General features: G+C 57.3%; 20 protein-coding genes and 3 pseudogenes. 10 read left to right on the top strand and 13 right to left on the bottom strand.

Annotated features, from left to right (window positions below; genetic code table 11):
- The first annotated feature begins 177 nt into the window (after nt 1-177).
- Nucleotides 178-474: a hypothetical protein gene (locus FHT08_RS16235; protein ID WP_166775769.1), complete on the top strand. Its 297-nt coding sequence runs from the start codon at nt 178-180 to the stop codon at nt 472-474.
- Here the strand turns inward: FHT08_RS16235 and herA are convergent.
- From herA to FHT08_RS16215, 4 genes and pseudogenes are all read right to left on the bottom strand, one after another.
- Nucleotides 471-2,237, bottom strand: coding sequence for an anti-phage-associated helicase HerA (gene herA, locus FHT08_RS16230; protein ID WP_166775767.1), 1,767 nt, complete (start codon nt 2,235-2,237; stop codon nt 471-473). The two genes, FHT08_RS16235 and herA, sit on opposite strands and share 4 nt — an antisense overlap.
- Nucleotides 2,234-3,541: an SIR2 family anti-phage-associated protein gene (locus tag FHT08_RS16225; RefSeq protein WP_166775765.1), complete on the bottom strand. Its 1,308-nt coding sequence runs from the start codon at nt 3,539-3,541 to the stop codon at nt 2,234-2,236. Before FHT08_RS16225 ends, herA begins: the two co-directional genes overlap by 4 nt.
- A gap of 80 nt (nt 3,542-3,621) precedes the next feature.
- Nucleotides 3,622-4,023: pseudogene (locus FHT08_RS20220) on the bottom strand (XVIPCD domain-containing protein); the annotation flags it as partial.
- 999 nt (nt 4,024-5,022) lie between these two features.
- Nucleotides 5,023-5,622: a hypothetical protein gene (locus FHT08_RS16215; RefSeq protein WP_343204160.1), complete on the bottom strand. Its 600-nt coding sequence runs from the start codon at nt 5,620-5,622 to the stop codon at nt 5,023-5,025.
- A gap of 307 nt (nt 5,623-5,929) precedes the next feature.
- Between FHT08_RS16215 and FHT08_RS16210 the strand changes: the two genes are divergently transcribed.
- Nucleotides 5,930-6,952, top strand: coding sequence for an exodeoxyribonuclease VII large subunit (locus tag FHT08_RS16210; protein WP_166775761.1), 1,023 nt, complete (start codon nt 5,930-5,932; stop codon nt 6,950-6,952).
- A 60-nt stretch (nt 6,953-7,012) separates the two neighbouring features.
- Here the strand turns inward: FHT08_RS16210 and radC are convergent, their stop codons facing one another.
- Together radC and FHT08_RS16200 are read right to left on the bottom strand one after the other, a co-directional pair.
- The gene (gene radC / locus FHT08_RS16205) at nt 7,013-7,576 is read right to left on the bottom strand and encodes a DNA repair protein RadC (protein ID WP_343204159.1); all 564 of its coding nucleotides are present in this window, start codon (nt 7,574-7,576) and stop codon (nt 7,013-7,015) included.
- A gap of 344 nt (nt 7,577-7,920) precedes the next feature.
- Nucleotides 7,921-8,109: a hypothetical protein gene (locus FHT08_RS16200; RefSeq protein WP_147308792.1), complete on the bottom strand. Its 189-nt coding sequence runs from the start codon at nt 8,107-8,109 to the stop codon at nt 7,921-7,923.
- Nucleotides 8,110-8,222: 113 nt separating this feature from the next.
- Here FHT08_RS16200 and FHT08_RS16195 point away from each other — a divergent pair, with 113 nt between their 5' ends.
- On the top strand, nt 8,223-8,711 hold the full coding sequence (locus tag FHT08_RS16195) for a hypothetical protein (protein WP_147313396.1): 489 nt from the start codon (nt 8,223-8,225) through the stop codon (nt 8,709-8,711).
- Nucleotides 8,712-9,076: 365 nt separating this feature from the next.
- Here FHT08_RS16195 and FHT08_RS16190 read toward each other — a convergent pair whose 3' ends face one another.
- From FHT08_RS16190 to FHT08_RS16160, 7 genes are all read right to left on the bottom strand, one after another.
- Complete coding sequence (locus FHT08_RS16190; RefSeq protein ID WP_166775758.1) at nt 9,077-9,556, bottom strand: hypothetical protein; 480 nt, start codon at nt 9,554-9,556, stop codon at nt 9,077-9,079.
- A 164-nt stretch (nt 9,557-9,720) separates the two neighbouring features.
- Nucleotides 9,721-10,569 (bottom strand): hypothetical protein, encoded by an 849-nt coding sequence (locus tag FHT08_RS16185; protein ID WP_166775756.1) that lies wholly within the window; start codon nt 10,567-10,569, stop codon nt 9,721-9,723.
- Between the two features lie 12 nt (nt 10,570-10,581).
- On the bottom strand, nt 10,582-11,331 hold the full coding sequence (locus tag FHT08_RS16180; RefSeq protein WP_166775754.1) for a hypothetical protein: 750 nt from the start codon (nt 11,329-11,331) through the stop codon (nt 10,582-10,584).
- A 1,020-nt stretch (nt 11,332-12,351) separates the two neighbouring features.
- Nucleotides 12,352-12,813 carry a hypothetical protein gene (locus FHT08_RS16175; RefSeq protein ID WP_166775752.1) on the bottom strand — a complete coding sequence of 154 codons (462 nt, stop codon included), beginning with the start codon at nt 12,811-12,813 and terminating at the stop codon, nt 12,352-12,354.
- A gap of 65 nt (nt 12,814-12,878) precedes the next feature.
- Nucleotides 12,879-13,124 (bottom strand): dsDNA nuclease domain-containing protein, encoded by a 246-nt coding sequence (locus FHT08_RS16170; protein WP_166775751.1) that lies wholly within the window; start codon nt 13,122-13,124, stop codon nt 12,879-12,881.
- 321 nt (nt 13,125-13,445) lie between these two features.
- Nucleotides 13,446-14,456, bottom strand: a complete 1,011-nt coding sequence (locus FHT08_RS16165) for a DUF3800 domain-containing protein (RefSeq protein WP_166775749.1) — start codon at nt 14,454-14,456, stop codon at nt 13,446-13,448.
- Between the two features lie 51 nt (nt 14,457-14,507).
- On the bottom strand, nt 14,508-14,831 hold the full coding sequence (locus tag FHT08_RS16160; RefSeq protein WP_343204158.1) for a helix-turn-helix transcriptional regulator: 324 nt from the start codon (nt 14,829-14,831) through the stop codon (nt 14,508-14,510).
- A 104-nt stretch (nt 14,832-14,935) separates the two neighbouring features.
- Here FHT08_RS16160 and FHT08_RS16155 point away from each other — a divergent pair, with 104 nt between their 5' ends.
- The 7 genes and pseudogenes from FHT08_RS16155 to FHT08_RS16130 all read left to right on the top strand — a co-directional run bounded on the left by FHT08_RS16155 (nt 14,936) and on the right by FHT08_RS16130 (nt 19,182).
- Entirely contained in the window at nt 14,936-15,688 is a 753-nt protein-coding gene (locus FHT08_RS16155; RefSeq protein ID WP_166775747.1) for a hypothetical protein, read from the top strand.
- 42 nt (nt 15,689-15,730) lie between these two features.
- Nucleotides 15,731-16,039, top strand: a complete 309-nt coding sequence (locus FHT08_RS16150) for a hypothetical protein (RefSeq protein WP_166775745.1) — start codon at nt 15,731-15,733, stop codon at nt 16,037-16,039.
- Nucleotides 16,036-16,410: pseudogene (locus FHT08_RS16145) on the top strand (hypothetical protein); the annotation flags it as partial. The gene FHT08_RS16150 and the pseudogene FHT08_RS16145, both read left to right, overlap by 4 nt.
- A gap of 116 nt (nt 16,411-16,526) precedes the next feature.
- Nucleotides 16,527-17,147 (top strand): hypothetical protein, encoded by a 621-nt coding sequence (locus FHT08_RS16140; protein WP_146096412.1) that lies wholly within the window; start codon nt 16,527-16,529, stop codon nt 17,145-17,147.
- Nucleotides 17,144-17,464, top strand: coding sequence for a hypothetical protein (locus FHT08_RS16135; protein WP_104539036.1), 321 nt, complete (start codon nt 17,144-17,146; stop codon nt 17,462-17,464). The genes FHT08_RS16140 and FHT08_RS16135 overlap by 4 nt, the downstream gene beginning before the upstream one ends.
- 584 nt (nt 17,465-18,048) lie before the next feature.
- Nucleotides 18,049-18,195, top strand: a pseudogene (locus tag FHT08_RS20085) (DUF4236 domain-containing protein); the annotation flags it as partial.
- A gap of 144 nt (nt 18,196-18,339) precedes the next feature.
- Entirely contained in the window at nt 18,340-19,182 is an 843-nt protein-coding gene (locus FHT08_RS16130) for a hypothetical protein (RefSeq protein ID WP_243849075.1), read from the top strand.
- The last annotated feature ends 14 nt before the right edge of the window (nt 19,183-19,196 follow it).

Here is a 19,196-nt window from a genome sequence, read left to right as displayed (position 1 = left end):
GTAGCACCTGGCGCGCGCTATGTCGCAGACATTGCATCAGTGCGCTCTTGCTTGTTCTTAAAAGCTCTTGTTTTTCAGATATTTTCGATTTTCGCAGCGGGCAAAATTCGAGACCGTCCGAAACTTGACGCAAGCCGTTTTCCTGCTTGACTCATTTCTACAACGTAGGAGAAACCCATGGCCACCACAAATCACTATCACGATCAAATTCAACGCGCGACGGAACGTCTGGCCCATCTTCAAGCGAAGCGGCTTTTAGTTAACCAAAGGCAAGAATCGAAGAAGAAGGAAGCTGAAATGCGCGAACAAGCCAAGCGACGCGTTCGGATCGCAGAGCTCGTGTTCCTTGTAGGGGCTGAATCGCTGGATGACTCCGAAATAACAGACGCTCTACGCAGCCACATGAGCAGGCGTGCGATGACATCTAAAATCACGACGGGAAATGCTGATCACCCCATAAACCCGCACATCTAAAGGATATCGTCATCGTCTATATCTTCATTATCACTAACCCATTGATTGAAGCGACCGTCTTCTGAGCGCGGCAGAGGATTCGCCGTTGGGGCCTTAATCAGCGTCGCCATCTGCAAGCTACCACCGAAGGCCAAGGCATTTTGTCGGGCGAGACCAGCAATTCGTCGAACCTCCCGCTTGTCCGCCCATTCACTCGCAGACTGGATGGCTGAAAGGTCTTTCTCCGAAGACAGCCGGAAAGACACCCACGTATTGCACTGGGAAAGAACGGTCGGAGATATTTCCGACGGTCGTTGGGTGCTAAGCCAGAGCGCCAGTCCGAACTTCCGCCCTTCCTTGGCAAGACGCTCATAGGCCAGGGCATTGTTCACAGCTTCATCGCCTGTCCCCATCTGCCGCAGGTAGTGGTGCGCCTCCTCCAACACCAACAGCGTTTCCCGCTTGTTCTCCTGTCCGCGCCTGAAGAGCTCAAACGCGTAGAGCTCCAAGACGGCCCCTAGGACAAATGGAGTCAAGTCATGCGATACACGGCGCAGGTCGACGATGTGCACCCGCCAGTCCACCTCATCCCCACCAAACAGCCGCTCTACCACCGCTTTTGATTCGTTTTTCCAGCTGAGTGGACCACCGCAGCCCGGGCCACCAGCTACGCTCACCACATCCTTGAACATCTCGTCATCCACGAATCTGGCGATGCGAGTAATGAGCGGGGCAATGTTTCCGTAGTTCCAGGCGCTGCGTTCGAAGCCGTTTCGCGCAGGAGCAATGGCGTGGCTGTCAGCAATCAAGGGACCGAGGGCCTGCATGGGAGGCCAAGAGAGCGCCGGCGGTGGCATCCCTGCACGAAGGCTTTCGATGATGGTCTGCGCCTCGGATACGCGGTCACCCCGACAGTCGTCGAACAACGATGCTTGCGTGTCCGTCGCTAGGCCCACGCCACCGTCCCCGGGGAACCATTTCACTTGGTTGAGGTGATCTAAAGCAAAGGTCAGGGCGGGCCGTTGAGTCTTATCGCTGGGCAACAGCAGGCGTTGTAGGCCCAAGCGACCCAACGCGTAATAAGGGATACGGTAGCTATTTGGATCTGACCCACCGATGCGTGTGACTTTGATGGCTCCCGGAGGATAGCTGGCAGCGGGGAAAGCGTCTTCGTATTCGCCGTTGATATCGAAGATGACCACCCGCGCCTTGGGCATCTTAGCGACCTGCTGGAGCACCGCAGCCGTAAAGCAGCTCTTGCCTTGTCCTGAACTGCCAAGCACCGCGACATGCCTGGAAACCAAACTCTCTAGGTCCACCATCAGACGGCCACCACCCCGGAGGTCATCCCCCAAGTGAATGTCTGCCGGTGAGGCTACAGAGCTACGCAGGATCGAAGACAGCTCTTCGTCAGTGAGCGGATAGGCCTCAGCGCCTAGCGCAGGCGAGGAAAGCGAGTCAGACACGTAAGTCAGTTTTCCCGTGTCACGCCGCAGCCGACCCACCACCAAACCGCTGAGATGACGCAATGGCTCGGAAGCAACCGATGTTCCCGAGAGCCCAAACCGGTGAACCTCTTTGGGCTCAGCAAAGGACAAGGACTGAACTTTCATCACCAATAGCCGGCCACCGGATTCAATCCCGAGAAGACTTCCCACTTCAGTGACAACCGAGACTCCATGCGCGTGAGCGGCCAGTTGGCCGCGATGGACATCCATGAGGTTCAGCGTGATATCCACGCCGTCGATTTGGACAACGTAGCCGATGGCCTGCCGGCTCCTCATAGCTCGTCGTCCTCCTCTACGTCGGGCTTCTCGGGCATCAAACGCCTGCGCAAGTCCGCCAGCTCCTGATCGTAGATCGTGGGATCAGGCAGATCGGCTGCCAAAGCGCTGGTGTAGGCTCTTTCACCACCACCAACGATGGTCAAACGTGGCGTTTGAAGCGCAAGCAATCTGCGCACGGTTTGCGGGAGATCACCCGCTGTGGGATCGCCCTTGAACTCAGGGAGATACACGACCACCTGAAGCGTCGGATTGAGCAAGGCGGAGCGTATGAGTCGGTTTATGTGTTCATCGCCAAAACCATAGCCACTTATGATGAGCGCCGTTTGCGGTCGGGCCATGAACTCCGCGAACCGGCGGAGCAGCTCGCCCATGACATAACCCACGGTTTGAAGGTATTTCGCGGCACGCGGCAGGACCAAATAGCTCAACGTTTCTTGGAAGCCAGTAAGAAACTCGTCTATATCTCGCCATGCTTCAGAGGCCGATACCTCATACAAACTGTGGTCAACTTCCTTCCAGGTTAATGACCCATGGAGCTTGGCCAAGTAGATGTTGTAAACGCCGAAACGAGCCTCTCCCTTGGCTTGGGCATTGCGGAATCCGAGATCAAAGCTTTGAGGTGAAAACCGGCGGCTATGCACGCCAAGGAAGCCGTTGATGACCTGAAGGTCTACCGACTCCGCCGCCCACTCGATGGCCAAGTCATAGTTGGTCGTGAAGACCCATGGGGCCGGCTGGCCAGGCTGGCGTGCAGCGGTGAGCTTCTGAAGAATCGAGCGATGGGCTCCCAGTTCGTCGGCCAAGTCAGCACCTAAGGGAGACTTCCACCAATCCTCCTTGAGCTTCGCAGCATTCACGACGGATCTGAAGAGGGCCGTTCTGACACCCTGGGCTTCGGTAAGTTGAGGACTACCTTGACGCTCCCATTCAAGGATTGCGATTTCAAGCTTGTCCAGAAGGACTTCGAAGTTTGGTAAAACGGCGACAGGGACCGAGACCTGGATGAAGGGGTTCGCCGCGGACGGCACAACTCCAGGAGGAGGCCGGGGAGCCGGAGGCAGTGGCAATCTTTTCTCGTTCTCCGTGATGAACTTTTGCGCCAGAAGCCAATCTGCCTTGACTGGGTTCCCTGCCAAGAAGCTGCTCCATAGAGTCCTCATCGTCTGCCCACCAGCAGAGCAGGATGCTCCGGCCCCAAGCAGCAAACCGACGTTTTCTAGCCTCAACAAAGAGGCGAGATAAGCCTGAAGCTCTATCTCGTCAGTGATCTGCTTCCCGCCGCGATACGCAACTATGCTCATGCCGCCCCCTGTTCGTTGAGTCTTCGCCCACCGACAAATTCAATCGAAATTCTTGCTCATCGTTCCATCCAGCTTTCCCGCTAAATGGTCATGCGCGGTCCTTGCTCCTGCTGAGCTGTTTGTTGCTGGGTCTGCTCCATCTGCTGCTGTCGCGTCTGGTCCTGCTTAATGACCTCCGCCTGCTGCAGGTTCTGCTGGGCCGGTTGCTGGGATGCCTCGCGCCCATCCACGAGGGCATGGAAGAACGGTCCTTTGTCCCCGAAGGGCGCATAGACCGCGAAGACGTTTTGAGCGCCATTGTCCCCCAAGCCTCCCGTCACCCGGTCCACCCGTTGCAACAGCGAGTCTTCGGCTTGCTGCTTGTAGAGCGACGCCGACACGTTCCTGCTCTCCTCGTCGTTCCAATTGCCCGTGCCTTTGACCCAGTCGTGAATGCGGGCATAAGTCTGATGGTAGGCGTGCGCCGGGTTATCGGCCAGAATCCGCTGCGGCTGGACATCATTGTCTGCCCTCAACTCAGGGCGATTGCTGTTGCCTGCGCCTAGCTGACGCACCTCCACTTGACGCACTTGTCCCTGGGAGGTATCCGCAAACCCGAACGTCTTGCCCACCCCTCCCAGGTCAATACCCGCATCTTCGGCTTGCTGGGCACTCACCCCCAGCTCCTGCAGGTTGTAGCCCAACTTAGGCATCGGCTGCGCCGTGACATTCGCACGATCTTTCCAGATTTCGGCGCCAGCACCGATGGCGTAAGCCGTGTAGTAGGCCTGATAGGCCGAGGTGCCCTTGTGCCCCAAGGTGCTGCCGCCCTTGTCAAAATGGCACTCGGCCACCGCCTCCACGGCAGGACTCGCAATACGGCCCTGCGTGAGTTGCAACCCATGCCCATCCAGCCGGACGCCGGACTCCAATTGCTCGTTGGTGACGCAAGCGGTCGTGGGGTCCAGCCGACGAAGCAGGTCTTTTTGGTTGACTTCGCCGGTGGTCGTGACAACCCGGCTCGCCACAGAGTTCATGCTCATCAACTCTGCCAGGCCCTCGTCCCGGCGAGCGGAGGCAAGATATTCCTTGGCTATAGGAGTGACATCCACCACCGGCTCACCGTATTGGGCTCCCTCTTTCAGAGCTTGGTCGATGCCGTAGGCGAGCTTGTATCGCGATTGCTCAGCCGACTTGGCCATCAACGCATGCCCGGTCTCGTGACCCAACACACCCGTCAGCAAATCCACGCGATCCGATTGCTTGGTCCTCTGGAATATATCCGCGCTGACATTGACCGTGCCCGTGCTCGCGTCGTAGTGCCCGCCCTCGTTCGGCCGGTTGACACCGACAGGTGACGCAAGCTGCCGCTCTCGATGGCTTGCGCCATCGCAGACGCAAGATAGGGAGAGGTTTCGACGGCCTCGCGAAAGTCCCGAGCAGCCGAAGGCGGCAACCCGGACTTCTTCTCTACCTCGTTGAGCAGCTGCTCGACACGTGGATCAACCATCGATTGGCTCCAACTCGAAGGTCACTCTCGAAACACAGTGCGGATCGTTGCGGTTGTCTGTCTTAACGGCGATGTAGACACCAAGGTTTTGACCGGCCTGCTTGTCGAACATGATCCGGTGGTCGTCACCAAAACCCGGCTTGGTCATTCGAAAGCCCGCCGACACCAACTGGGCTTGCACCGCGTCCATGGTGAGTTCGCATGAACTAGGCGGGCTGACCGACACTTCTATCAAGTGCCCAGGGTGCTTGGCGTAAGGCTTCCAGACCGCCAACTCGTAGCCACCCTGCCCTAATGCACCCTTGACCCCATAGCGCCGCCCCTTGCCATCAGGAGGCAACTTCAACCCCACGGCCTGCTCAACAGCTCCTGGAGCCGTGTCGGCTTGGGATCGGAGAGCCTGCGCCAACTGAGACATGGCATTAATCAACGTAGTGGCGGTCAACGCGGGACCCGCCTGCAACTCGGGGTAAGCGTCCACATCGACAAGCCGAGGCGTGGCCTTTGCCGCCGCGTCAGCCGCGATATCAGATGCGGCAGCAGCTTTGTTCTGTTCGGCCTCGATCGCGGCTTGGCTTGGGGGATTGGGCACGGTGGTCTCCTGGGGCACGGCCGAAGGTTGAGCGCACGCCACCAGTCCCGAAGTCAAAACCCCTGCGGCCAATGTCATGGTCAAGGCACAGGAGAGGGGGCGTCCATTGCGACTGAAGTCCATAAGCCAGCTCATATGAAGAGTTGGGAGGCTCAGTCTATCCGCACAGTAGCCCAGCAAGTCAAACGTGAGAATTGCCGGACGCACCCCATGGTTGTGTGACATATCTCCCGGTATAGCGAGTCGCTCGTGGGCCATGTTTCGATCGCTGGGCTACATTGAGTGAAATGCTTCCATTGATGCGCTCATGTCCCAAGCAAGCAGCAATCTCGACTCAGCAGCCACCGACGCCAACACGCCTTGGATCACCGCTGACCAGGTTGGGCCCCTTGCACGGCTAGAAGGGGGGAAGACGCCAATTCGCGTGGCTGGAAGAGCGAAGAAACTCTCGCCCTGGAAACATTTCTGCTATGGGGTTTTTGAGCCTTATCCCGGCACCGAGTTGAGCTTCAGGATTCCCGTGGGTGAGCAACCTCAAGACGACGCCCCGATCATCATTGCAGGCGTGTTGACGGTGAACAGAAAAATGTCCGTAGAGCTCCAGGGGCGTGTGGAGGGCCCCTGGCTCACGGTCACGCGCGAGCCAGTGGTGGTGCCCATCCCGGATCGAGGACGCAATCCAGTGGCGATTGGGGAGTTCCTCGGGAGAAATGGCCTTTCTGGGCTTGGCTTCCTTGCGAGCAAGACCGGTTGGGATGACATCTGCCCAGCAGCGCGCTTGCCAGAACTGCGCAACAACTCGCAAGTGACGGCCCACTTCGGGGATGAAACCAAGTTCCTTGAAGCATTGAAGCAGCTCACTGGGACCGGCGTGAAAGGACTGGTCATCGCGCGAGGTGGTGGCGAGCGATTGGAGACCATTGGTGACTCACGCAACGTTACCCGTGCCCTGATCGAAACAGGCCTGCCCTTCTATGTCGCGCTGGGCCATGCCAACGACGTGCTGTTGCTGGACAAGCACGCCGACGATGTTTTCCTCACGCCCAGCGATTTCGGCCACCGACTGCGAGATTGCCTGGATGCAGCTCAAGAGGCAGAAGACGCACGAACCGAAGCAAGCGATGCCGAAGACAAGTTGATTCAACTCTCGACAAAACTAGATCGGAGAGAGTCTGAGCTTGATGAAACGCGTCGCCATTTGGGTGAACTCTTGCAACAGAGCAAGCTGGATAGTCAGGGCTTAAAAGCCGAACTCCGACAGTGGAAGATGTTCGCTACCGTCGCGGGCGCATCCGTTTTCTTGTTGTTGCTATGGCTTGCTATGCGGTAAGCCGTGGTTCCCGCTCTACGGAGCACATCGGCGCCGTCGTCAACCGATGGAAGAAGGGGGCTATGCCCACCCCCTTGCGGCTAGGCTGGTGTGCTGCCGGCCACCGATGACCAGGTGGTCGAGGACTCGGATGTCCAGGAGGCCCAAGGCTTGCTCCAGGCGCTTAGTGACTTTGCGGTCGGCTTCGCTGGGCTCCGGATTCCCGCTCGGATGGTTGTGGAAGAGGATGACGGCGACGGCGTTGAGGTCCAGGGCACGCTTTGCTACGACTCGCGGGTGGACATCGCACCCGTCGATGGTGCCGCTGAAGAGGTGCTCGGTGGCCAAGATGTGGTGCTTGGTGTCGAGGAAGATGCATCCGAAGACCTCACGCGGCAGGTGGGCGCAGCGGGCGACCAGGTAGCTGCCGGCTTGCTCCGGGCTTTGGATGCGGCCTTGGCGTTGAAGGCGTTGTTCTAGGATGGTCGCGGCGGCGAGCAAGATGCCCTCCTCGTCCATCTGGAGTTGGTATTGAGCCTTCAGGTCTTGGGTGCGCTTCATCGGTTCTTCTCCACCAGCGCGTTGTGCGCCTCGTGGGAACCGGCAGGCGAAGCGTCCGGCCCTACCGCACCCGGGAGTGAGCACCGTTAGGCGCGCAGCGGAGGGCCGCAACAAAGCGCCAGCGACGAGGAGGAGGCTTGTCCTTGCGGTCGGGACAGCGGAGCTAGGATTCCCTTCAAGAGGCCCAGCGCTGGTGGAGAGTGGTGATGCGCAATTCCCATGCCAGTGTTTGAAAAGCCAAGTAGCTTGTCACTTTGCACGTGCGCCAGCGCTTGATAAGGCCTGGCCCTTCCATTTCGCCGCGAAGCGCATCCGCTCGCACGGCAACTGCCACTTACCGTATCTTGTTGAACAGAAATACGGCGTTTTAGGACTGAAGTTCCAACCCTCCTATGTAAAAAGGACCCCGCCGGAGCAGGGTCTTTCGCCTAGAGTGAGCCCGATAGTGATCCGCCGCCGCCCTTTGCTTCCTTCACAGCTGCATGGATGATTTTGTATGCCTTGGCAATTGAATCGGCTGCCGCATCTGACTGCCCTGCCGCACCGATGCCGCAATTAGTCTTGGCAAGCGCTGCGACAAGAATATCTTTTGCTATCTCCTGCACTGTCTGGGACATGCCTTGCTCCATGAGTGATTGAGCGTCGACTACACCACAAAAGCTCTCGCAACGGCGTAGACAGACACGACTAATGCGGTGGGCCACTCGGTGCTAATATCGCCAACACCTTCATGCCAGCTGTCTTCATCGACCGCAGACAAGTCTCCTTCTTGAACAAACCGATCGAATGGACGCGTGAGCAGCGACTGTTGCATCCCAGCAATGGAACGGATGTCTACGGATTGGTGCCAGAACTAAACTTCAAGAGCGGCCCACCTTTTCCCGCTGGCGCCATTTACCTGAAATACGGCGAGCACCGCGGCAAGCATCGTGGATTCGGATTCCAACACATCTGGCGGGAGCACTGCGCACACATTGCTAGTCACGATGAAGCTATGTCTTTCGTATGCAAAATGGTCGCGAACGCTTTGAGGCCAAATACGGCGATCTATTATGAATTTGGTGAGCGGCTGGAGGTCTTTTCACTCCGCGCCGGCCAAGTGATTATTGAGTTGGCTCGCACATCTGTGCCAGAAACCTACTCGGTAGTGACCGCTGGCTATAAGCCCACCTACGCAAAGGGCTCCCAAGTGGGAGCCCTTAAACGCGTTGAACCGTGACGCCGAAGCAACCTTCTTAGCAGGCCGCAATGTCACCATTACGGGCGGTTCGTCGGCACCCTCGCGGGCTGGCGTCACTACTCCACTTGTCGATAGTGAAGTGACCCTCTGCGGATGTAGCCTAAAACCTCGACCAAGCATCACCGCCGGCTCTTGCCATAGGTCCAACGCATCACATGCTACACATGTAATGCAGATGTTACAACATGCTTGCCCAAATTCTTAGCAATCGCTAAGGATCCTGAACGGAACGCAAGTTTGAGCCGGTGCCAGTTATTTGGACCGTGCACCCATGATACCTGTCATTCAGAGACTCAGCTTAACGGGTTCAACCGTGATTGCACCGACCCGTCAAATTTATGTGGTCACCATGACCTTCTAAACAAGCGTTTGGCTATTAAATCCATCCACCCAGACGGGGATGCGGAAGCTTGCGCGCTCAACGGGCCGCGGCCCGCGATGACTTGGAACGCGTCCACGCCAGCCTGATCCTGGGGAAAGAACGGCCCGTCGACGCCCCTGACGAAGTGATCGCCTTGAATGGCCCCGCATGCCTCACAGTGATTGGCCCAATAGGTCGCGTTCGCGGTCTCCGAGCGCCCCGGCTTGAGCCATGGTGCGACTTCCTGGATTTGCTCCGCTATGCCTGAGTCCAGCGCATTGATGTAGCCCAGTATGGCCGTGCCACCTATCTCGGGCTCGTCGTCTGGCTCTTCCACACCTTCGTTGTCGATGAAGGACGGCACCCACACCGTGGTGACAGGAATGGCCTTTGCGCACTTCCAGCACTGCGTGGTCGCTTGCAGGAGGGCGTAACTTGGAGCGCTAAAGGTCAGCGGGGTCATGGGGCGTATCGGTGTATGCACCGCGATTCCAGGAACGATAGCGCCAAGGCACGACCTCTTCTGAAAACGTAACAAGACAAATAGAAAACTTGCTAAACCTACACTATCAGCACTAGCCACTCGGCGACTTAGAGCAAAGACCATTAATCAATAACCTTAAATACTCAGCCGAGCTCGTCCACATGAAAATCTCTACGGATATTGCGGTCAGGGTGAGAACCGGCATGGAATAAGAAAAGGTAGAACGCCTGCCCATATTCCAAGTACTGAAAATAGACGCGCACCGCCGCCTGGGGCGTCGTGCGGTCACCATCCTTTACATGGATTTTAGAATCATGTGGTCCACTTACCCTTCGCCCGCATTGCTGAAGGGTGAGCGTTGTCTCAATCCCCCCGCTTTTGCAAAAATCAATATTCTTTTCATTGAAGAAAGCTTCAAGCGTTTTTCCCAAGACACCACGTTTCTTGAGGAATTTTTCCAACAAATCTGCCGTATTATTGAGAAAGCAATGACGATAGACAGGAGCTTCGTGGCAATTATCCAATGCACCATCAAAAATTATGTAGTGTTTGTTTCGCCTAGCGATGGCACGAAAGCGCGCAACCGGATCCGCCCGCGCCTCCCAATTCAACCTCTGCCCAATAGCCAAAAACAGCTGGTTGATGGGATCATGGGCCTCGGCACCCTCCTTAATTTCTTCTGGTAAGCCTTCGATTCCGGCCTTCAGATAACTTACCCGTGCACCTGCCGTTTGCAAGACATCCAAAGCATCAAGGACGCGCTGCCCGCACTTGACATAAGGCAGAACAACAACATGAATGGTGTCCCAAGCATGGATATCGCTGAAAGCGGCAAGGTCGTACGCTACTTGGCCTTCAAAAGGCACAAATACCCATTGCCCAGACCGATCAGGGGCAGTGAGTGAAAAACTAAGTGCGGCTTGATGTAGCTCGGCCTGAGCGATTAATCGCAGCCGAAGCGTCGACGGCAATCCAACGACAAAGACATTCATCCGTGATGCGCCTTAATCCGAGGCTTTCATCAAACCAATGGCCATCAATACCGGAATCACAGTGTTACTGAGTTCATCATCGTTAAACTGAGCAAGAATCTTTTCAACGCGCTGGCGCACATCCATGATCGCCGATCCCTGCGACCTCGTTGAATATCCAGTCTCTGCCAAAAGGGCTGCAAAGGGCACGGAATTATCTTCCGCCCATTTTCGAATACAGCCAGTCATCTTTGCGGTTCGATAGTGACGCCACCTAGCCCCGTCGTCGCCAAGCGCCTGTGCAAAATTCAAATTAATCCCTGGCTCATAGGGACGAGTTGCAAATGACCAAAGTTCTGGGTCACGCGTCGGCGCCTCTTGCTCTAAGAACTGCCTGATCCAACCACTTTGGTCTTCAACACTAACTGGTTGAATACGGATCAGTTGGCGCTGAGCGGCTGGTGCTCCGCCATTTGCACTGTCCGCGATGAAGTGCACCACGCGGGAGGCAGTAGCATCGTAAAAACGTAAGCGCTTCGGATCTGGATTGGCGAATGCAATCCAGACATCTGAGCGAACCGAAGGCAGCTTACCTCGCCACCCGGTCGGTGCCAGCGCACTTTGTGCCTTGTCCCCGATAAGCGACACAACCATCTCGCCACCCGGCAGGGTCGTCAGGCTGAGCACTTCACCCCAGGCGAGTAGGTAATCCTTGAAGCGCTTGAAGCCCGCAGCTCTGTAGTCAAAACTTGGCAATCCCTCGCGGGCGTAAGCTTCGGCCAAGTTCTTGCGCAATCGTGCAGCGGGCTCAGGTGGCCTGCCGTGCAAGAGCTCTATAGCGAGGCGTAAGAAATGCGGGTCGGGAACCATAGACTAAACGCCCCAAAAGATAAAAGCCGTTAACTTATAGTAACGGCTTTTCTAATACTTCCTTCATCCTACTGGGCTCCATTACTGTCTTGACGTCGTCCGCACGAGAGAGCTCAGCGACACTCTTGCGACCCTTGGGCGCCAAAACAGCCCTTTCAATGGTCTACCGTTGATCGGCGACCATTTCAAGACGCTTTGAGGATTTGATTGATCAACTCAAAGCATTTGAATTGTCCCACGCTTTTACGGGGTCGTCAACTGACTAGTACAGGCGAGATCCATCTAGTGCATTGAGTTCTGCCGCAGCACCCTAACGTAGCGGGAAATCGAGTCATTCGCGGGTCCCCTAGAGCTCGCTCGTATTCACAATACTACTATTCACAACATACATATCGTCAACGCCTTGCTGTCGATAGCAGCCGCCATGTTGGCACAAGCTTGCCGAAAGTGGCGGCGATCAGGAATGCAGGCCCGCAGGGCGGGCACCGCAGCATCAGACGCTCAAGGTGACCGCAAAGCTCGGCTCGGTCCATGGACACGAGTATCGGCAGCGCTGTCGCACTGCTTGAGACACGCCGTCACCCCTGATACGGCAGAAGCCCCACGATCGTGCGCTGACAGCGCGCGGGGCTGACTAGATGCCTCGCACTTACCGGCGCCTGGCTTAATCGCAGGTAGCACGTAGGGCGGCTATGCCCCCAAGCTACTTGGGCGCAGCCACCGGTCAAACTTCTTATGGGGTGACGGCATGACGCTGATCAGGCGTCTCACGGGGTGAGCGATCATCGGTCCCGCGTCCGGCCAAGTCAGGTTGCGCCGCAGGGCGTTTAGTCGCCTATAGGTCTCACACCCCTTGGACCGTAAGGAAGTTCTGAGGCGGGCGTCCCTGTTGCCCTACGAAATTGAAACTCGGCTTAGCCAAAGCCGAGCGACTCATTGTTCGGCCGGGTCTTCGTAGGCACCGCGATTCCAAGACCGGTAGCGCCAAGGCACCACGTCCTCCAAAAACGTGATGCGGGGGCTGGGAAGGTTGCCAAATCCTGCGATGCTGGCGCGCAACCGCTCGGCCTGAGCCTCGGGGACAAAAAGCCAAGGCCTCACCGTCCATCCCAGCGGCACACCGCTGTCTCGCTCAAGGGCATCCCTGATACCGGCCCAGTGCTCGTTCCATCCCTTCAGGCGAGCAATCAAGGAAGGGGCCCGGGCTGCGTAGCTGATTTCGCACAGGTAGGCCGCCTGTTCCTTGAAGCTCACGGCCACTGCGTCGCAATACCAATGCGGGCCGCTGGTGTCCGGGTTCGCGCCCTCGTTGAGCTGGATGCAGCACTGGCTGTTGACGAACAGCGCCCGGTCCGCTCGGAGGTAATCGAGCACCACGCCCTCGAAGTGGTCCATGTTAGTTAACTCCCGTTTTTGGCCGCTTTATCTACCGAGATAATACTAACATCTGAGCAGGTCATTTAGGAGCGGTACACCTTAAAAACTAACATAAAGACTGCTTTAGTTAGCTTATTTGCATTAAACAGTACAGCAATGTCCTCATGCAACTCACACAGAAGCACATAGTTCCCGGAACCTTGATGCAAGGTCAGCAACCGCGCGAGTGCCCAGTTCTTTTGGTAATCGAATCGATCAGCCGAGATGGCGCCGCCCTCTTCCGCCAAGGGAGCAGCAGAGAAAAAGTCAGCGATGACGTTTGAACTCATTCCCTATACCCCCTGCGTCAGAACTCCCTGCCCAACGCCCCTCGTTGAATTAAAGGGAACCCGGCGACACAAGTCAACAAAGGGCCATATCCCCTATAGAAAATCAATTCGTTAGCACGCTCAAGGTCGTCCCTTAAGTAGCTCTTGGCCAGCTCAGCTCTTGACCGCTGGCGCCTCGCTCGGGCCCGACCGGGACAGCTCGCAGACTGTGGGTCGACCTGCTTGCAAGCTACTGAACATATGGCCTTCTACGACAGCACTTCCGAACCGAAATGATAAGTGGCTGGGCAGGCGCTTTTTTCAAGCCGCTACGCGCAACCGCTAGCGTTCTCGAAACATGGCTCTCGCACTCTTCTTAGCGATCAAAACTGCGCGATAGACTCCCCCTTCGGCCAGACGCTCGTCGCCTAACGACATCAGGTGGATTGATGGATTTGGCGTCTGCCCCTGAACCGTCAGCCGCCCTAGAAGAAAGGCGATGCGATCGTTGTCCTCGAACGCTCCCCTCAGAACCCTGCGCCATGCCGAGGCAAGAAGATCAGCCACTTGAACACCAGGAACGTCATGTGAGCGGACAAACTGCGAATCTCGCAGGATCGCTCCTAGGTTCACTGCCGACTTGATTGTGTGACCGGCGGCTTCTTGAAGATAGGTAGGGATGTCCTCAGGCGCGTTTCTGAAGCGCTTTTCAAAGTGTGAGTAATCGAACCCCTCAACAAAGATTCCAGGGTCTCTCAGAGACTTGGCTTGGATGAGGGCTGGTGCCATGTGGGACAGCGTCTGCTCGAACAGCGGGCGGGCTGAGTTTTTCTCGTCCATTCGCCATTTGAAGCTTCCCAACGTCGCCGGAACCCGCTGGGCGTAATAGAGCGTTGCCATCCGAAAGACCTGATCCAACAGATCTATTTGAGCCACCATCTGCGTGTAGAGCTGTGGAGACAACCGCTCTAGCCTTCCCGACAGGTCATCAATGGAGGCGCGCCCTTCCTCATAGAGCATGTTCGGCCGATTAGCTCGAACGCTCTCAACCTGCTTTCTCTGATGGATGAGCACCGCTTGGGCGTCTTGATGGCCGAGATCAATCGCGGAGATGAAGAGCGCCGCATCAAGGTCGCCGAGTTCACCGAGGAAGCGTTTCAGCTGCGACTCCGACAGGTGCCGGAGTTTGAGCTCGTCCTGGTATCCGCATCCAATACGACGTTTGAGGAGGCTTAGTGAGCATTCTACTCGCCTCCTGGCAACCTCTGGCACGACATAGCCCGCAACGACACACCAACTATCGCTCCTCGTCGCCGGAACGAAGCTGCCGGACTCGTCAACATAGATGAACATGTAGCCCCTTCCATCCATTCACCTGCGACAGCAATACCAATCAGTGCGCGTCTAACGGGTGAACTTCCGGAGCCAAGCCAGAGCCTTTGCCCGGTCCTCGGGTGACATTTTCCCCAGTGCCAGAATCGCTTCAGCCGTTTGGTCGTCTTCAGCCACCAGGTAGGCCATCGGCACCCCCAACGTATCGGCCAGCTTCCCCAGCCCATCCAAGTCGATGCCACTGGTCTCGTTCTCGTAGCGATTGACCCGGCTGCTGGCCAACTTCTTATCGAGCCCCATCAGCACCCCCAAAGCCCGTTGGCTTGGGATGCCTTGCAGTTCCCGAGCCTGTTTCAGGCGGGCAGCAAAGAGAGCTCGGGGAGAAGCCTTCGGCACGTGAACGAATGTTGAAAAGTTGGCCGGACAGCATGACTTGCTCCTCCACTGCATGGCAGACTCTTCATGAAATGTAGCGCCCTCCAACAACACACGGGGATTTCATGGAAATCGCAAGGATCGCAGGCGCAGCCCTGCTCGCATTGACCGTGGCCGGCGTCGCCCAGGCCCAGGACGCACAAGAACAGAAGCCGGGCTTCTTTCGCCAACTGGGCAAAGGCTTGGCGGACACTGGCAAGCAGATGGTGGGCATCAAGCCGAACGCCGGCAGCAAGGTCGGCAGTCAGGGAACAGGCTCGATTTACACGCCCTTTAGCGGCGCTGGGAAGCTGCCCGGACTCTTCAAGGGCGACAACCACCAAGCGGCGCAGGGCGGGAAGCTGGAGTGGCCTCGGGTGGCGTTGACCTTCACCGAGTGGGGCGCTTCCCTGCCCTGCTGGACCGCGGAGGCTCGCATCTGGACCAGCCCCACCGCCTCAAGCGTTGAAACCTTCCGCACCTGCTTCGATGCCGCGGTGACCGAGACCGACGACCTGGGCGAAACGGCGGAGCTCAACAGCGCAGCCCTGTGGAAAGGCCGGGACTCGCTCAGCGGCATCCGTGTGCCGCCCAGCAAGCCCAACACGGGGGCTCAGCGGTCCACGGGTCCCAACCCGCCGGCTCAGCCGTTCGTGGTCAATGTGAGCCGGCCTGGCGTCGCTGACCGGGCCGTGGACGTGTCGCTGCGTGTGGCGTGGGTCAGCGGCTTCATCCAGACCTCAGACCTGCATCCCGGCCCCTCCGGAACGCTGACGCCTTTCAAGGACACAAGGCTCTGGATCGCAGGCTTCAAACCCGATGGGAACCGCGACAAGTAAGCCGCCTCCGTCCCTGCTCCCATTACTCAATAAAGGAACGACATGAAAAACGCATGGATTGGCTTGGTCGCGATGGCCCTGGGCCTGACCGCCTGCGGCGGCAAGCCCTCATCGGACAATGCCAAAGAGGCCTTTGTCCGGTTGCTGCAAGACAGCGGCGCCGGCCAAGTCACCGACGTTCAGAATTTCGAGCTCACCGGCTGCGTTGAGGCGGAGGGCGTCGACGGCTACCGCTGCGATACCCGCGGCCAAGCCGTGCTCAACATCGAGGGCCGGCAGGTGCCCATTCCTGTCAGCAAAAATCTTCGCTACGTCAAGAGCGACGGCACCTGGAAGGCCTACGCCAAATGAAGACCGAATCGAATTCGATGACTGGAAAGGCAGTCGGCGCTGTGGGCGGCTTCCGCGAAGACGACGCCGTGCGCGCCGTCCCCAAGAAAGTCATGACGCCGCACAATCGTTTCTTCTGGTGGTTCTCGCTGAGCCTGCTCCTCCTGGGCCCGTTCGGTTTCATCGCCGGGCCTCTCATGGCTCGACGGGGTCTGCGGAAGGCGGAGCGGCTCTATCCAAAGGAGGCCGGCGCAGCTCGGCAGCGCGACCGAGGCTTCAGCTGGGGCCAGTGGTGGGTCATGACGCCCTTGACGGTCACCATGGGCTTGGGAGCGATGGCCATCCTGAAATCGTTGCCGATACTGTTCTTGGTGCTGTGTGCGCAGTTAAGTGACAGCACACCGATAAATGCAAATGCGTCTCATCTATTGCTAGAATGTGACCTGCCAAGCTTTTGGCGCGGCGTCGTTGGCAGCAGTTGATCACCATGGAAGAGGAAGCGTAAATCTTGGAGAGAAGAACATTTGTAAAGGTGATGGCGTCGGCAAGCTTTGCAGCCGCCTGGCTATCTAACAAAGTGAGCGCCGCTCCGGCATCGACCACGATGGCGAAGACCATCGAATCCATCAGAAAAGGGGTATCACCGAAAAGCCTCCTTTTATCAAGTGCCCCAAATGCTGTTTTCGGCGAACAGCGCGTCCCTTTGATTGTCCTAGTCGCGACACACGGCAGCCTCGCACAACTTAAGGTCCTTGCCGATGCCGATGCCGACCCGAACGCCGCCAGTTCCATCGGCCATACAGCGCTCAAAGCTGCACTGATGCGCGCGTCCGTGCCCCAAGTTGACTTCTTGCTGCAGAGGGGAGCTCGAGTAAGAGTGCCGGGACGGCACGATGAGTTGCAGGCTGCCATCATCGGCGGCAGCGAGGACTGCATAGATCTTGTCCTCGCTGAGGGGCTGCTTCCCTGCGCAACATCGATAGTGACAGCACTTCGCCTGCGGAAACATCGCCTTGCCGAAAGCTTATGGAGATCAACCACTTATCCAGCAAATACATTGAAGCAGATCCATGGTCTCGCGACTAATAACGACGATTTCGCATTTACGATCAGCAGGTGGCATCCATGACCATGATGGTGAGGTTTTTTTATGCCATCGCCGCTTTTCTAATTGGCTGGGCTTCCGAAGGCTTGCTCGGGGAATTCACCGAAGAGGTCGCAAAGGAAGGGAAATGTGTCAGGAAATATAGAGTCCAAAGTTCCGCATCGTGCATTCAATGCGGGATATGCACGGCAAAGCTTCAAGAAGTCATCGACAAAAGCGGATTGAAAGACGGTGGTTCGGCGGATGTCAGAAATGAAGACATCATTGAGTTCATGAACGAACTCAAGGAAGTCTGCCCAGCCGGGATGGTGGAAGAAACAATTGAATGCACTGAAGGATAAATAATGTTCTTAAAAGTGATTTATGCGCTATTGTTGGCTTTTGGATGCTTGGGATTGCTTGCCTATGCAGCCTTTTCGTTCAACGTTCGAAACGAACTACTCCTGATCATGCTCATGTTGCTTGGGGCGATGGTTTATCACAGCAAGCGAGACGCCTAACAAGGTAAGCATGGTGTTGGACAGACTCTCATCTGAAACCAACCAATGCGGGGCGGGAGATCTAAAACTCCACGAAAAGCATGACAGCGGCTCCCCAGGATGCCACCTGCCCTACGAAAGTCTTGGCTTTCAACTCACCGTTGGTCGGCGGATCTTTTGCTCCGACCCGCCGCGCTCCGTCGTATGGCGTGACGGCTAGCAGCGGCCGCCGGAGGGGAGCAGAGCCATACTCAGCAAGACCAACTGGCGAAGGTCTTGGTGGCGCTATCTAAGCTGGAGCCCAAGGTGCGTGCTGCGCGCGTCCAAAAGCTATTGATGCCAAACGCTGACGAATAGCGGAACCATTGAGGCGCCCCGAACCCGCTACTGAAGTGGAGTCACATGCTATACAAGCATCTGGCACGGAGGCCTAGGGGGGCCTGAACATGGGACTTTATCTGCGCAAAAGCGTAAGGGTTGGACCTCTGCGGTTCAACTTGTCGAAGGGCGGGATTGGCGTCTCGGCCGGAATCAAGGGGCTCCGGGTCGGAACTGGTCCGCGGGGTAACTACGTGCACATGGGTGCAGGCGGCATTTACTACCGCGCAACCATCCCTTCGGGAGCCACGCGTCCTCGCCCGGTGTCACCACGCGGTTCCGTCCGTCCCGTGCCTGGTGCCCAGCACTCCCCGTCTTCACCCCCACAATGGCCTGAAATTTCGCGCACGCATGGCCCGATGGTCGACATAGATTCGGCTGACGCGACCACGATTGTGGACTCGTCCTCCCAAGCATTGCTGGAAGAGCTCAATGCAAAGAAGAAGAGATGGCGCATGTGGCCAGGCGTCGCTATGGTTTCGGCGCTGGTGCTTTTGATTGCGACTGGCAACGAAGCCCCGGACTGGGCGCTGGTTATGCTGGCTCTCTTGAGCGTGGGAGGCATTATCGCAGCGCATTTGAAGGACCAACTCCGGAAGACGGTAGTTCTGATGTATGAGCTGGACGAGCCGATGCAGAAGGCATTGGAAGCACTCCACGCAGGAGCCCAAACCATGGCCTCCGCTTATGCCACGTGGCACGTGTCCTCCCACGCCAAGGTCTTCGACCGGAAATACCACGCTGGGGCTGGAACCCTTGTTAAGCGCAAGCCGACGCGCTTTGCCTCAGCACCGCCCCCATTTGTCAAAACGAACATCAAGACCATCGCCGTCAATGTCGGAACCCAGGCACTCCATTTTTTCCCGGACCGTGTTCTGATCTACGACGCGAATGGCGTTGGCGCGGTGGGCTACAAAGAGCTACAGGTGCTGGTGTCATCCACTCGCTTTATTGAGGATGGCAGCGTTCCGCGTGATGCAACGGTTGTGGATCGGACATGGCGTTACGTCAATAAGAAAGGAGGCCCTGACCGCCGCTTCAAGGACAATCGGGAGCTGCCGGTATGCCAATACGAAGAGGTCGCCCTGCGCAGCGACACCGGCCTCAACGAGCTACTACAGATTTCTCGTCTGGGATCAGCCGCTGGGTTCGCCTCAGCCATTGAGGGCCTATCCCGAGTCATGCCTAGAGAGCTGCCCTAGCGATCGCCTCTGTC

It is taken from the genome of Xanthomonas sp. CFBP 8151, assembly GCF_011761885.1.
Taxonomy (GTDB): domain Bacteria; phylum Pseudomonadota; class Gammaproteobacteria; order Xanthomonadales; family Xanthomonadaceae; genus Xanthomonas; species Xanthomonas arboricola_B.
Note: the sequence above shows the minus strand (reverse complement) of the source record. Positions and strands in the feature narration are given on the sequence as shown.